Consider the following 14,505-nt stretch of genomic DNA (forward strand, 5'->3'; position numbering starts at 1 on the left):
GCTTCGGCGGTCGTTATATCGCGGTCATTTTGACCCGGCAGCCCAGCGCATGCCCCAGCCAAAGGCCGTGTCCATGTCTGAATGGCCATTGTAGAACTCAACCTTGCGATTGACCTTGACGCTGCCGCCAATGTTTTCAAGCAAGACGACAGCGCACATGCCCTTGGAGCCGCCCTCTTCGCTCAAGCGCACTTCGACGGGCGGTTCGCCCGGCATGTACAAGGTGATGACGCCGTCAGTGGCCTGCCAGTTCGGCGCGCCTTTGTAGATGAACGCGTAGACCAGCACCCGGCGTACTGCGTGCCACTGTTTGCCATTAATGCGCAGCCACTCGCCATCGCTGGCGGCCCCGGTACGGTCATCGCCCATCAGTTGAATAAACGGCTCATCGGCAAATTCACCAAACGCATTACCCAGGGCCTGGACGGCGCCTTTGCGGCCGTTTTGCAGCTCATACAGGCAACCCACATCCAGATCGATGCCGCCTGATTTGCCGAGCAGCGCCGCAAAAAAACCACCGCCTCCGCTGTTTTGCGGGGCCCGGTTCCAGTTGAGGTTTATTTTGATCTCGCCGAAATCCCCGTCATTTTTAACGAGGCTGATGGAGGGGCGCTGCTTGTCGAGGGTGACCTTTGACAGATTGACTCGGGTTACAGGAGCCGGCACCACAGGCGCTGGGGATGGCGTGACCGGGGCGTCAATTTCCATACCAAAGTGTTCAGCCAAGGGGGCCAGGCCGCCAGCAAAGCCCTGAGCGACACAGCGGAATTTCCACGCACCCTGGCGACGATAGAACTCACCCAAAATCAATGCGGTTTCCGACATGCCCTGCGTCGGAATCGGGGCCTCTATGCCGCCGCTCACCGCCACGGTCAGATGGGGAAATGCCGAGAATTTAGCCTTGTTTTCATAAACGGTGGCGGTCAATGCGACTTTGTCGACTGCGGGATCAATTGCCTGCAAGTCGAGGCTGAACACTGCCCGACCGGGGCCGGACTCAAGCAGTTTGACCGCGCCATTGTTGACCGTTTTCTGGCCGAAGAAGCACATGTCGTTGTCGCCACGCACCTTGCCCGACGCAGTGAGCAGGAATGCCGAAACGTCCAGCTCCGCGCACGGCACAGGGCTGTAGCTGACGGTCACGTTCAAAGTTTGCGTATTAACGCCTGTGTTGGCGCCCGGCGCCAGAAGGGTCATAAACACACCATCAGGGGTGCGTTGCAGGTCAGGTTCGACCCAATAGATACTTTTTTTAGCCCCGCCCCGGCTTCCATTTCCAGGGATACCGCTTGGTTCGTTGACAACGAAATAGCCATGTAGCGTTTCCTTTCCTTGTCTGAACTCAGGGACGGGGGCCGACAGTCACTGCTGAATCTTGATCTGTTCTGCTCAGAGTTCCTCTCGCAGACACACATCCAATGGCCGCTTGCGACGCCACAGCGCATGAAACTCGCGCCAATGTGGCTCTTGGGCTGCCCCCAGCAGTTGCTCGTCGCCCCGGGTGTCTCCCCAGGCACGTAATGTGTATTGATCCAAAGGCCCGTACCGGGCCTCCAGCCGAATGACTTTTTGCTCGCATCGGCAGTTGGTGCCGTCGATCTCTCCGGTCAGCACGCCATCAACCGACTGCAGCCGGGTGCCAATGAGGGCGATACCGAGCTTTTTGGCAAAGGGCCTGAGCACCAACTCAGGCGAGGCCGAACAGATGGTCACAATGGCCTTCTGTTCAAGCTCGGAGGCGACCGATACTAAGCCCAAAGGTCGCATCAGTTGCTGCCAGGAAGCGTCACAAAATGCTTCGGCACGCTCGGCCACCCATGCTTCCTTGGCTCCCGTGAGATAGACCGTAATGAGTTTTTCTTTCAAATCATTTCGGCTGATCCGGCCCAGCAAATAAGCAGTGGTCGCAGGGATCATTCGCAAGAGCCGCATCGCGAACAAGCGGTTGCCAAACGCGAAGCGCAAAAAGGGCACAAAGCTGTCGTGATAGGTCAACGTGCCATCAAAATCGAAAGCCGACAGGACCTGCTTGCCCTTCTCAGGCGTATTTAAAACTTCATTCAACCGACTAATTCAGCCCATCGCAGGCTGCCTCCAAAAAGGGTCTATCGAGCGGGTCATTTCGGGGCGAATCCCTTGCCAATGCGCTCGTTCAATAATCATTTGCGCCCATTTGCCATGGGTCGCGGGTTCACACATCGCATCGTTGAACTTAAACACCGCAGGCGCCGTATCACTTTGTATCTGGCGTGCGCTGTTGAAATCTTCAAGGCTGACTTGCAGCGCCCTGTGGATAACTGCAATTTGCCCCGGATGGATCGCGGTTTTACCGACAAGTCCGTGGGCGATATCCAGCGCCAATTCCTGCTCCAGCAGCTGCGGCGCGTTGAGCTGTTCAAACACCGGCGCCGTCAGCGCAAACCCCGCAGAGCCCATGATCCCGCATAACATCGGGATAACGTAACCCATCGGTGTGCTGTAAAGCGTCATCATCGGTGATCGACGCAGCCCCAGAGAGCCCATCAGATCATTACCGCCTATGCGCAGGGCAATGATACGCCCCGGCAAGTGTTCGAGCAGGGCGCTGCGCAATTCAACCATGGCGCCAGGGTCAAAGACCTCAGGTGTTTCAAGGGTTGGCATCAACATCAAGTCGTCGCAGGCCACGGCCTGTTGCCACTCGCACAGGTTACTCAGACACAGTTTAGGCACAACAAATCCATCGACGTGGCGCATTAACGGCCATTCATTGAGCAGCGACGCCATGCGGCTGTCACGCGGCCGGATAAACAGAATCGGCCCGCCGAACGGTCGACCGCCCCGTGCCTCGATAGCCTCCAGCAGGTGTTTAAGATTGTTCAGTGCCTGTTGCACATCGGTGGCGGCCACGGCGTCTTCGAGGCACAGAACCAGCGAACGCAACCCCTGGATTTTTTCACCAGACACCACGTCCAGGATGTCAGACCGGGTGGCCGGCATGTACAGCGTGGCCCCCAAGGCATAGGGCGAATGCTTGATCATCAGCGCACGCTCCTGATGACGGTGAGGGCGCGATACGGCCCCAGCTCGTCACCGACTTCGCGGACCTCGATGTTGGCCTGACGGCTCAGGTGCATCAGCAGCTGCACGTCCTGATCGTCACGCCGGCGCACCAGCACTTGTTCGGGCACGCGGCGCATGACGGCACGGGTCGCCTCGGCAATGCCGGGCTTGATCCGGTTGCTGTTAAGTACCGAAAAGCGCTTCGAGATACCGTCCAGCACACTTTGCGCGCGGCGTTGCAACGCCCAGCTCTGTGCCAACGTCCAGGGTTGAGCGCTGGCGGGCCTGGTTAACCGGGCACGTTCGGTTTCGATGCTGTGGATAAAACTCATGGTCACGTCATGCCCAGCCAAATGGGGGTACATCACGCACCCGTGTAAGCCGGGTTCTGGCGACCAGATTGAGCGTGATACCAGACCGGACACGGTGGCCCCCAGAATCCCCGAGGGGATCAGCCAGTCTTCGGCAGACGCCGCCAGCCAGGCACGCCCACACGGGTCAGCCAACACCACCAGACGCGGCCGGGGCGCAAAGCGAGAGTCGGCGGCCAGGCTCTCACGCAGTTGCTCGCTGATCGCTCCTTTGCCCGTCCAGCCATCAACGAAGACGATGTTTTCGGCACCGTGGGCCTTGATGACCGCTTCGAGGGCCACGTTGTCGATGCCACGGTCGCGGACAATGCTGACCCCGTAATGCCGGGTATCACGACCGGCCTCAAGCAATGCCCGGCGCAGCAATACGCCCAGCGGCACCCCGGCGCGCACAAATGACACCAGCGCAAGGGTGCTGCCGGTGCAACGTTCGTTCAAGGCGTTGGCCAAGGCCTGCACATCCGTGGCCATGCGCGCCGCATTGTGCGCCAGCGCCCGTCGATAGAGGTTTTGATGAGGCTGGGAGGGCGCATGCTCCTGGCTGATCATTTCGGAGTAGTGGCGCTGCCGGGTCTGGATCAGGTGCTCTTTTTCCTGCACATCGGTGGCTTTAATGTCCATCGCACGCAGTAAAAAGTGCACATCATCACGGCCGTAACTGCCGCTGCCGACGGTATTCAAGCCCGCATAAACATTACGCATGGTCCACGCTCGCACACACATGGCTGGCCAGCTGACCGCGTTTTGGGGTGCCCCACCAGTCGCACTCGGCCATAAAACCCAGGTCTGACACGCTGTCGCCAAAGCCGAGCAATGGCCGCTTGCCGTTGAGTGCATGATCGCGGCGAATCCACTCGCGCACCGCTTCACGCTTTTGCAGCGCCTGCGGCAGGAAGGCCAGATTATTCCCGTTACCCTGCACGTTGAGGCCGTTGAGTAACCCCCGCGCCTTGACCTCTGCGCGCACGACCAGTAGCGCCTGATCGGTTTCATGGCTGTGTTTGGTCACCACGTAAGTGGCCAGGCCTTGCTCCTCCACCACCCAACTGCGTAGCGAGAAGCCCAACTCTGCGCCAATCCCCCGGGTTTGCTCGCTCAGGCGGTGCAAACGCGCCTGCTCCGGCGCCAACTCGTGGCACATGCGCGCATGCCAGTCGCCATCGGGCACACCTTCTGCGCTAAGGATGACGCCACCGTGGGCACAGATGGCCCCGTGCGCGAATGGAAGCTGCACCCGCTGATACGCCTCAACGCTGCGCGCAGTCACGGGAACCACGTCGGTGGTGGCCAGCAACCACTCGACAAAGCCCTGCTGCGTCGCATTCATAAAGCCATTGGGCTGGCCAAAAGCATCAAGCGTGGCGGTGCAGCGCGGCCCTTCGGCCATTTTGCGGGCGGTTTGAAACAACGTGTCGTCGAGGTCAACGAATACCAGCGGGCGATTAATGGCCATAAACAATGACCTGCGCATTCAATGCCCGCAGCAACGCCGGATCCAGCGCAGCCGCCGGGGTTTCGCTGCAAATCAGCACACGGTCAAACTGTCCGGGGGCAACGTTGTACAAGAAGTTGGGAATGCCCAGGCCATAGTTGTCGGGAAATGACAGCGCATGGTCGATGGCGTGCCCCAAGGCGATGGGTGAACGGCTGGTGGCGCTGAAATGCACATCAGCGCCCGCACGCTCCAGCCGCTCAGCGAGCAAAAAAGGCGGCCAGACAAACTCACTGGTGCCAATCACAATGACCCGCTCGCCGGGGGCGACGTGCAGATCAGGGGCCAGCGTGTCGCGGTGTTCGCACACGCCCATGCGCCCCCAGTCTCGATCAGGCTCAAGTGGCCAATGACCTTGGCCCACTGTGCCAACGCTGGGCATTTCTGGCAGCTCGGCGTGAGCATCTTCGGCAAACGTGTAGCGCCCGGTGAGCAGTGAAACGCTGCTGGCGTGACTGCCCTTGACCTTGCGCAACGCACCCTGGGACCAGTCGGTGAGGGTTGCGCTAACGATGCGTTCAATCGACTCAAGCCCGGCGTCAGCCAGGGCGTTACACACATTGATAAAGGTGGTGCCGGTAGACGCCTCGTCATCCACCAGTACCAGTGATCGGGCCGTCAGCATCAGGGCACGGGCCTGCGCATTCTGCGGCAGGTGCAGTAAATGCGAAGTGGCGTGGCTGTGTTCTTCTTCAAAACGGGCAAATACCGCGCTGCCGGTTGGATGCCGGGTGCTGCACAGATAAACACTGTCGTTGCGCGTGCGGGCCAAGGCGCGGTGCACGCCAGCGCCGAGGCCGACAGCCGTTTCGGCCATGCCGATGACCAGCACCGGGCCGGGCAAGTCAGCAGGGATTTGCGCAGCCAGCGCTTCGAAACACTCGGCCATCAACGACGGCCGGGCTGGGATGTGCCGCCCCAACACACACGAGACAAACAAAAAGGCGCGCTTGGGGTTACGCCGTTCAGCGAAACGGAACAGGGCCTGTGGCTCAAAAGTCGATGCATTGACCTCAACCTCCAGGCGACCGCGCTTAAGGTTTGCGGACAAAGCCTTGGTGCCGATCATGGGTTTAGCGCTGCTCATCAGAGTCTATTACCTGGGAATACGTCGAAAGAGCGCGGACGATTCGCCAGTGACCCGGCTAAAACAAGCAGAAAATCGTTACCTAACATGCCGGCATATGCGCCGAAATCTCGCTAAAACTGCGCGTTTTCACCTTCACAGCGAACCGCATCCTCTCGTCGCGGCAATATGACGAAATATTAATTTTATGAACTAACTAGTTCATACTGTGCGACATCGTGTCGCCCCCTGCTTTGCGACACCGCTTTTGAAGGAGCACTTTTAGATGTTTTTTTCTTCCCGCGCCTTGCTGACTTCCGGCCTGTGCAGCGGCTTGTCACTCTTGGCCCTCGCCCCCGTTTGTGCGCTTGCAGACACTTCTGACGACCTGATGAATCGCTCAACGCTGACCGGCGATTGGGGCGGCGAACGCCAAAAGCTGATCGACAAAGGCATTAAGCTGACCGGCGACTACAACTCCGAAACGTTTTCCAACCTGCATGGCGGGATCAAGCACGGCACGCGCTATTCGCAGCAAGTGCGCATCGGCGCCCAGTTCGACCTGAGCAAGCTGCTCGACACCCCGGACGCAGGTCTGGTGCAGATCACCGTCAACGACCGCCGCGGCCATAGCGCCTCGGAAGACTTGGTGGGCAACCGCTTGCCGGTGCAAGAAAACTATGGCGGCCAGTACACGCGGCTGTCTGAGTTCAGCTATCAGCGCACGCTGTTCAGCCCGGCGCTGACCACCAAGCTCGGCTTTCTGGCAATGGGCAACGACTTTGGCGGGATGCCGCTGCTGACCAGTTTTGTTAACGCCGGTTTCTGCGCCCACCCGTTGACCATGTCTAACGGCAGCGGCTGGAGCAACTACCCGACACCTCATTGGGGCGCTGAATTGCGCTACACCGTGAGCCCGGCGCTGACCTTGCAAACCGCTGTGTTCCAGGTCAACCCGGAGTTCAACAGTCGCTCCTCCGAAGCGTTCACCATGACCACCCGCGGCACCACCGGCGCCATCCTGCCCTTGGAAGCGATCTACAACCACAACGCCTGGCTGAGCGGCCAATACAAAGCGGGCTGGTACTACGACACCTCCAACACCACGAAAATTGGCAGCACGCAAAAAGCCAACAATCGCACCGGCGCTTACGTACTGGTCGACCAGGCGATCTGGCGTGATGAGCAAGACCCCGAAAGCGTCTTGCGCGCCTTTGGCCAGGCCGCCACCAGCAATGCCGCGACCTCGGCCATGCGCCGTTGGTACGCAGTGGGCCTGGTAAAACAAAAGCCGTTTGCCAGCCGCCCGCAAGACAGCATCGCCTTCGCTTACGGGCGCGCCGTGTTCAACTCACGCTCGCGTGACGTGCAAGAAGCTGCGGCTGCCAACCCTGAGCAAGCCAACATGATTGCCAACCTCGACAGCGGCGAGCAGTTGCTGGAACTCAACTACGGCGCGCAAGTGACGCCGTGGTTGCTGCTGCGTCCGGATGTGCAATACATCATCGAACCGGGGGCGTTCTACGGCAAAAGCCGGGGCAATGCACTGGTCGCAGGCCTGCAGGTCAAGGCAACGTTCTGAGTGTGATCCTGACCCGGTCATCGCCGGGTCAGGAATAAACATGAAGCCTGCAAACACTGCGGTACCTTCACGGGGCTAAAAGTCCTGAATCGGCCATTTTTCACATTTTGTTAAACTTTCCCCTCCTATACTCCAGCGCATTATTCACTGAAATATTGCCTGGTAACCCAATGCGTCTGACTCGTCCCGCTCTGCTGTTACTGCTGCTCGGTTGTGTGTTGATGTTTTTTGCCTTGGGTAACCACCATCTGCAAGGTTCCACCGAATCCCGGGTCGCCGGGATTGCCATGCAAATGCACTTGAGTCAGGACTGGGTCACCCCGTCCCTGCTGAATGAACCCTTCCTTGAAAAGCCCCCCCTGAGCCTGTGGCTCGATGCGACGGCGATCCAGCTGTCTGGCGGCCAACTGTTTGCCGTGCGCCTGGCATCCGCCATCGCCGGGTTGTGCAGCATCATGCTGCTGTTCACCATGCTGCGCCGTTTTGGTCGGCCGACAGCCATGGCCTGGACGGCTGCCGCGATGCTGGCCACCATGGGCAGCTTTTGGGCGAATGCGCGCCAGGTCGGTGAAGATTCGCTGCTGACCTTGGGCGTCAGCATGGCGCTGCTGGCGTTTTACCAGGCCAGCCGCCAGCCGCGCTTTGCGGCCGGTAGCTGGTTACTGTTTGCCGCCGGGATTGCCATTGCCACCTTGAGCAAAGGCGTGTTCGGCCTGGCCTTGCCGGGGGTGGTGATTTTTACCTATCTGCTGTGTGACAGCCTGATCAACAAACGCTTTGCCGTGAATGACTGGCTGCGTCCGGCCCTGATGACCCTGGTGGGTTTGATCCCGCTGCTGATCTGGCTGTGTGTGCTGTATCAACGTGGCGGGCTGCAAGCGGTCAGCGAAGTGGTATTGACCAACAGCATTGGCCGTTTCAGCGGCTCCTTTGTCGAAGCCGGGCACTACGAGCCCTTCTACTATTACCTGCGCAAACTACCCGAAAGCTTCCTGCCGTGGAACCTGCTGACGTTCCTGGGGCTGTGGCATTTTCGCAAGCAACTGCGCAGCAACCCTTACCTGCTGTTTTTCTGCGTGTGGCTGCTGGCGCAATACCTGATGCTCAACATCGCCTCAAGCAAGCGTGCGGTGTACTTGATGTCGCTGACCCCAGCGGCCGCCGTGATCGCTGCCGAGTACGCCGGGGTGGTACTGCAATGGCTGCGCAAGAAAAGCCAGGACTCGGCCATCGCCAAGTTTTTGAGTGACTATCATCGCTCGCTGGCCATCGCGCTGCTGGCCGGGGTTGTCACCACCTACCTGATCGCTGCGGCGGTGTGGGCGCCGCGCGCCGATCGCAGCGAATCCTTCCAGCCCGTGGCCGCGCAGGTCATCAGTCTGCAAGCCAGCGGCAAACACATCGCCCTGCTACAACCGGACGAGCGTCTGGGGACCGTGGTGTTTTATAGCCAGCAACTGCCGCACACGTTGAACTCAGCCGCCGAGTTGCAGGCGTTTTTGGCTGAGTCGCCCGACAATATCGCGGTTATCGACAAAACCGAGGTGCCGGGTGTGGCGCTGAAGGTGCTGGACACGGTCAGTGTTGGTCGTCATCACTTTTACTTCGTGACGCTGGCACCCGCTTCAGAAGATTGATCCGCGGCAATAGAACGACACTTGGCGTGGCCGATTACGGCACATTGGCTACGCTCCCTGTGCTGGACGTTACCCAGTCAAGGAGCTAGCCATGACCATCAGCATTACCAGCCAGAGCCTGAGCGACTATAACGCTCAGTTGGCCTACAAGACGGCGACGGCGTACCTGCGCCAATCCGGCCTCGCCCGTTATCTGATTGACCAGCTTGAGCACCAACATTTAAAGCTGAATATCGAGGTCAGCATCGACCCGACATTGGCCGACAAAGACGTCTCAAACAACGGCGCGCTGGTCTGGAACCTGCGCAGCAGCGTGTGGCCAAACCCGCAGGTGACAGAGGTCACCGCCCTGCTCAACCGCAGTCCGGTGCAACAGAAGGCGTACCTCACCAGCCAGTGGGTGCTGATGCACTTGCTTGCCCTCGCGTGCCAGCAGCTGAACGACCAGCTCAACTTTCGCGATGCGGATGCCACGTGGCCGTGGCTGGATGAGAAAGAACTCAGCGCTGACGACATCGAAAAAGCCGTGGCCCAGGAACTCAGGGACGTGCCGCTGCCTGTCGAAGATAATTGGAATCGTGTGTTGGCTTAACGGTATCCAATTGTAGGAGCGAGCTTGCCTCGCGAGCTTTTAAAAGATCAAAAGATCGCGAGGCAAGCTCGCTCCTACACGTTGAGGTGTTAAAACCGTGAGGCTTCGAGGCTATGGCCAGCTGGCAGGGTGCCTGCCGGCACGATGGCGCTCCAGTCTTGGGTTTCGACATAACCGAGCATTTGTGGCTGCGCGCTGGCGCCCTCTACGTTGATAAACAACGAGGCGCCATAACTGAAGGTAGTCTCTGTGGGCACATGCATCTGGCTCTCAAGCTCGTCCATGCATTCGCTATGGGTGACCAGCACCAGGTTGCGGCCCGGGACTTTGTGCTTGAGCACGTCGCTGAGCATTTTGCCTCGGCAGTTGAACACCCAGTCTTGAGCCTCAACCGGGCGAACGAACATCGCGTCTGCCGTCTGCCGTGAGCGTGTCAGCAAGCTGCTGTAGATATCGGCATGGGCCAGCCCCATTTGACGGAACTCATAGCCCAGCGACTGGGCAACGGATTCGCCGTGCACGGTGATGCCGTCTTCAGGCCCCAGGCACAGTGTGGAAGTGCGGTCGCAACGTTCGCCATGACGAACCAACGCAACGACATCGCCTTTAGCCCAGCTTAGATTCAGGGCTTGTACACGACTGGCATTGCCGGGCAACGCCAGGTTGGGCGCGGAGGCAGGCGCCAGCAATTGAAGGGTAATAAATACCGTCAAAGCCGTTGCGACGACTATCACCAGTGTATTTCGATAACGCGCGAACGCTTTGCGCAGTAATGCGCGCTTAGCACCCGCTAAACGAAGACTCAAAATCACGTAGAACGCCCCTATGGCAGTCAGTGAACGACAGTCGCTGCCACCCTATAACGCGAATATGACAATGGATGGGTGAACAATCACGCTGGTAAGAAAACAGTCTTGCATAGCAAGGCTTTTCCCAAACTGAACGCAGTCTATAAATCCGGGTGTAGGAGGCAGGTGAAGCAAATGTGAAAAAAGTCTTTAAACACACCTTTGATTGCCGTTTTGGAGGACCTTTTTAACCACTGATCACTGCGCATCAAAAAACGTTTCAGCTCTGCTCAACGCCGCCGATACAGCTCAACACACGTATTTTGCTGGGCCAAAAAAACAAAACCCTCCAGCGAGAACAGATCCTGCGCGCACCGTTCCTGGAGATTGAAATGAACAGTTGGCTGAGCAACATAAGCGTCAACATGAAACTGGCCTTGGGCTTCGGCCTGGTATTGGCCCTCACCTGCCTGATGGCAATCAGCAATTGGTTCAGCCTGGGGACATTGATTGACCGCAGTAACTGGATGACCGATATCACGCAACTCAACAGCGCGCTGACCAACCTGCGGGTCGCACGGTTGCAGTACATGCTGACCAATGGCGACGAGACCGCCGCACAGAACGTGCAAAACAACCTGGAGGCCTTTGAGGCGCAGCAAAAACAACTGCTGGGCACGTTCAAGAGCCCCGAAAACCTCAAGTTGCTGAACGAGCAACACGACCTCATCACCCGCTACCAAAGCGCACTGGTGGGCATGCGCAAGGCTTACGTTGAGTCTGCGGTGTCGCGTGAGCGCATGGACCGCAGCGCCAAAGCGACGCTGGCCAATATCGCCACTTTGGATGCCCGCACCTTGCAACGCCCGGCGGGCGAAGAAGGCCGTTTTGAGCAGTACCAGGCGGTCACCAAGGTGCGCGAACAGTTCCTGATGGCCCGTGATCTGGGCCGGGCTTACATTGCCTCGCCAACACCTGCGACCGAACAGGCTGCACGCAGCCAACTGGCCGCTGCGACGGCCAGCCTTGCGGGGTTGAACGCTTTTTTCAGCGCCAGCGCCGCTGACACCTTGCGTGCGTTAAGTGATGCCATGGCTGAGTACACCCAGGCGTTGCAAGTATTCACCGACACTGACAACAGCATTATCGACCGCCGCAAAGACATGACGGACTACGGCAACGGCATCGTTAGCCGCAGCACCGAGCTGTACAACATTCAGCTGGAACGCCGTGACACCGACAGCGCCAGTGCCAACCGCCTGCAATTGATCACCACCTTGCTGGTCTTGCTGCTGGGCGTGGTGGCGGCGGTCGTGATCACCCGCCAGATCACCCGCCCGCTGCGTGAAACCCTGGAAGTCGTTGAGCGCATTGCCAGCGGTGATCTGAGCCACAACCTGCAGGTTACTCGCCGCGATGACTTGGGCATCCTGCAACAAGGCATTGCGCGCATGGGCACGACCCTGCGTGATTTGATCAGCGGGATCCGCGACGGCGTCACGCAAATCGCCAGCGCAGCTGAAGAGTTGTCTGCGGTCACCGAGCAGACCAGCGCCGGGGTCAACAGTCAGAAGGTCGAAACTGATCAAGTGGCCACCGCCATGCATGAAATGACCGCGACCGTGCAAGAAGTCGCACGCAATGCCGAGCAAGCATCCCACGCCGCAGCGGCCGCCGACGATGAAGCCCGCGCCGGTGACAACGTGGTCAATCAGGCCATTGACCAGATCGAGCGTCTGGCCGTGGAAGTCGGTCGTTCGACCCAGGCCATGGCTGTGCTGCAAGAAGAAAGCGACAAGATCGGCAGCGTCATGGACGTGATCAAAGCCGTGGCCGACCAGACCAATCTGTTGGCGCTTAACGCGGCGATTGAGGCCGCACGTGCCGGTGATGCCGGGCGTGGGTTTGCGGTGGTGGCCGATGAAGTGCGGGCCTTGGCGCAGCGCACGCAAAACTCCACCGAAGAAATACAAACCCTGGTCGCGGCGCTGCAAAGTGGCACTCAACAAGTAGCCGTGGTCATGAACAACAGCCGCACCCTGACCGACAGCAGCGTGAACCTGACCCGCCAGGCCGGCACTTCGTTGCAGGGCATTACCCGCACTGTGTCGAATATTCAGTCGATGAACCAGCAAATTGCCGCAGCGGCCGAGCAGCAAAGTGCCGTGGCAGAAGAGATCAGCCGCAGCATCCTCAACGTGCGTGACGTGTCAGAACAAACCGCGGCGGCCAGTGATGAAACCGCCAAGTCCAGCGTTGAACTGGCGCGGCTGGGGACACAACTGCAAGCAATGGTCAGCCACTTTAAGGTGTAACCGACCTTTAGAAACCCTCTCCCACGGGAGAGGGTGTTAAACGTGAGGGACGCGGGCGCGCTTGAGCAGTTTTTTGCAGCGCTCCGACACATGTACAACGCGCAAATGCTTGCCCGCTTTGCGGTAGCGCTCGCGCAACGTGTCCAGCGCGGCAATCGCCGAGTAATCAACAAAGCTCAACTGACTGCAATCCAGGGTCACGCTGGCGGGATCTTCGGCCGGGTCAAACAGCTTGAGAAACGCCGTGGTCGAGGCGAAAAACAAGGTGCCATGAACCCGGTACAGTTTGCTCGCGTCGCTTTGCACCGACGTCTCGGCATACAGCTGCCGCGACTGTTGCCAGGCAAAGTTGAGCGCCGCGATGATAACCCCGCACATCACCGCAACCGCCAGGTCGGTAAAGACGGTGATGACCGTGACCGCAATAATCACCAGCACATCGTTCAACGGGACTTTGTTCAGCACTCGCAAAGAAGCCCAGGCGAAGGTCTGTTGCGAGACCACGAACATCACTCCGACCAGCGCTGCCAGCGGAATTCGCTCAATAAACGGCGACAAAAACAGCACGAACAGTAAGATCATCACTCCGGCCGTCACCCCCGACAGCCGCCCTCGCCCGCCCGAGCTGAGGTTGACCACGGTTTGCCCGATCATCGCGCAGCCGCCCATGCCACCGAACGCCCCCGACACCATGTTCGCCGCCCCGAGCGCCACGCACTCGCGATCCGGGTAACCCCGGGACTCGGTGATTTCGTCGGTCAGGTTCAAGGTCAGCAGGGTTTCCAGCAGCCCGACCACGGCCATCACGATTGCGTACGGCGCAATGATGCGCAGGGTGTCGAGGTTCCACGGGATGTCTGGCAGGGCAAACGTCGGCAAGCTACCGGCAATGTGCGCCATGTCGCCGAGGGTGCGAGTCGGCAGGCCCAGAAAGTACACCGCCAGCCCCACGCTCAAGATCGCAACCAGCGCAGGCGGCGCGGCGCGGGTCAGACGCGGCAACAAATAGACAATGGCCATGGTCAGCGCCACCAGGCCGATCATCACGTACAGCGGCATGCCGCTGAGCCAGGTGTCGCCGTCCTTGAAGTGATCCAGTTGCGCCATGGCAATGACAATCGCCAGCCCGTTCACAAACCCGAGCATCACCGGGTGCGGCACCATGCGCACCAGCTTGCCGAGCTTGAGCAACCCGAACGCCAGCATGATCAGCCCGCTCAGCAGCACGGTCGCCAACAGGTACTGCACACCGTGTTGCACCACCAGCGCCACGATCACCACCGCCATCGAGCCCGCAGCCCCGGACACCATGCCCGGTCGACCACCGAACAGCGCGGTAATGGTGCAAATAATGAACGCGCCATACAGGCCCATCAGCGGGTTGAGATGAGCCACCAGGGCAAAGGCAATGCACTCGGGCAGCAAGGCAAATGACGTCGTGAGCCCGGCCAGGACATCAGCGCGCAGACGTGAGAATTTCATGGGTTACCTAAAAGACGGGAGATGCGAAGGGAGAAAACGAGAAATGGATGGTAACAAATTGTGCAGAGAGTGAGAAAACTGTAGGAGCGAGCTTGCCTCGCGATCTTTTAAAAAGATCAAAAGATCGCGAGACAAGCT

General features: G+C 59.2%; 12 protein-coding genes and 1 pseudogene. 5 read left to right on the top strand and 8 right to left on the bottom strand.

Annotated features, from left to right (window positions below):
- Positions 1-24: 24 nt before the first annotated feature.
- From ACJJU9_RS21610 to ACJJU9_RS21635, 6 genes are all read right to left on the bottom strand, one after another.
- The gene (locus ACJJU9_RS21610) at positions 25-1,197 is read right to left on the bottom strand and encodes a TerD family protein (protein ID WP_407729490.1); all 1,173 of its coding nucleotides are present in this window, start codon (positions 1,195-1,197) and stop codon (positions 25-27) included.
- A 192-nt stretch (positions 1,198-1,389) separates the two neighbouring features.
- Entirely contained in the window at positions 1,390-2,064 is a 675-nt protein-coding gene (locus ACJJU9_RS21615) for an HAD family hydrolase (protein WP_273219678.1), read from the bottom strand.
- A 9-nt stretch (positions 2,065-2,073) separates the two neighbouring features.
- Positions 2,074-3,021 (bottom strand): HpcH/HpaI aldolase/citrate lyase family protein, encoded by a 948-nt coding sequence (locus tag ACJJU9_RS21620; protein ID WP_153332129.1) that lies wholly within the window; start codon positions 3,019-3,021, stop codon positions 2,074-2,076.
- Positions 3,021-4,115 carry a cysteine protease StiP domain-containing protein gene (locus ACJJU9_RS21625; protein WP_407729491.1) on the bottom strand — a complete coding sequence of 365 codons (1,095 nt, stop codon included), beginning with the start codon at positions 4,113-4,115 and terminating at the stop codon, positions 3,021-3,023. The genes ACJJU9_RS21620 and ACJJU9_RS21625 overlap by 1 nt, the downstream gene beginning before the upstream one ends.
- Positions 4,108-4,866 (bottom strand): trehalose phosphatase, encoded by a 759-nt coding sequence (locus ACJJU9_RS21630; protein ID WP_407729492.1) that lies wholly within the window; start codon positions 4,864-4,866, stop codon positions 4,108-4,110. Before ACJJU9_RS21630 ends, ACJJU9_RS21625 begins: the two co-directional genes overlap by 8 nt.
- Positions 4,856-5,992, bottom strand: a complete 1,137-nt coding sequence (locus tag ACJJU9_RS21635; protein ID WP_407729493.1) for a phosphoribosyltransferase domain-containing protein — start codon at positions 5,990-5,992, stop codon at positions 4,856-4,858. The genes ACJJU9_RS21630 and ACJJU9_RS21635 overlap by 11 nt, the downstream gene beginning before the upstream one ends.
- A 265-nt stretch (positions 5,993-6,257) precedes the next feature.
- On the opposite strand from ACJJU9_RS21635, the gene ACJJU9_RS21640 reads away from it, so the two are divergent.
- The 3 genes from ACJJU9_RS21640 to ACJJU9_RS21650 all read left to right on the top strand — a co-directional run bounded on the left by ACJJU9_RS21640 (position 6,258) and on the right by ACJJU9_RS21650 (position 9,782).
- Positions 6,258-7,553 (top strand): carbohydrate porin, encoded by a 1,296-nt coding sequence (locus ACJJU9_RS21640; protein ID WP_407729494.1) that lies wholly within the window; start codon positions 6,258-6,260, stop codon positions 7,551-7,553.
- 170 nt (positions 7,554-7,723) lie between these two features.
- Positions 7,724-9,190, top strand: coding sequence for an ArnT family glycosyltransferase (locus ACJJU9_RS21645; RefSeq protein ID WP_407729495.1), 1,467 nt, complete (start codon positions 7,724-7,726; stop codon positions 9,188-9,190).
- Positions 9,191-9,281: 91 nt separating this feature from the next.
- On the top strand, positions 9,282-9,782 hold the full coding sequence (locus tag ACJJU9_RS21650) for a hypothetical protein (protein ID WP_048385823.1): 501 nt from the start codon (positions 9,282-9,284) through the stop codon (positions 9,780-9,782).
- 89 nt (positions 9,783-9,871) lie between these two features.
- On the opposite strand, the gene ACJJU9_RS21655 is transcribed toward ACJJU9_RS21650, so the two are convergent.
- Positions 9,872-10,594: a histidine phosphatase family protein gene (locus ACJJU9_RS21655; RefSeq protein ID WP_407729496.1), complete on the bottom strand. Its 723-nt coding sequence runs from the start codon at positions 10,592-10,594 to the stop codon at positions 9,872-9,874.
- 503 nt (positions 10,595-11,097) lie between these two features.
- On the opposite strand from ACJJU9_RS21655, the pseudogene ACJJU9_RS21660 reads away from it, so the two are divergent.
- Together ACJJU9_RS21660 and ACJJU9_RS21665 are read left to right on the top strand one after the other, a co-directional pair.
- Positions 11,098-12,030: pseudogene (locus tag ACJJU9_RS21660) on the top strand (methyl-accepting chemotaxis protein); the annotation flags it as partial.
- Entirely contained in the window at positions 12,022-12,885 is an 864-nt protein-coding gene (locus ACJJU9_RS21665; protein ID WP_371928891.1) for a methyl-accepting chemotaxis protein, read from the top strand. The pseudogene ACJJU9_RS21660 and the gene ACJJU9_RS21665, both read left to right, overlap by 9 nt.
- Positions 12,886-12,921: 36 nt before the next feature.
- On the opposite strand, the gene ACJJU9_RS21670 is transcribed toward ACJJU9_RS21665, so the two are convergent.
- Positions 12,922-14,367, bottom strand: coding sequence for a SulP family inorganic anion transporter (locus ACJJU9_RS21670; protein ID WP_407729497.1), 1,446 nt, complete (start codon positions 14,365-14,367; stop codon positions 12,922-12,924).
- Positions 14,368-14,505: the final 138 nt, after the last annotated feature.

Origin of the sequence: Pseudomonas helleri (assembly GCF_045830615.1) — a bacterium.
GTDB classification, from domain to species: domain Bacteria; phylum Pseudomonadota; class Gammaproteobacteria; order Pseudomonadales; family Pseudomonadaceae; genus Aquipseudomonas; species Aquipseudomonas helleri.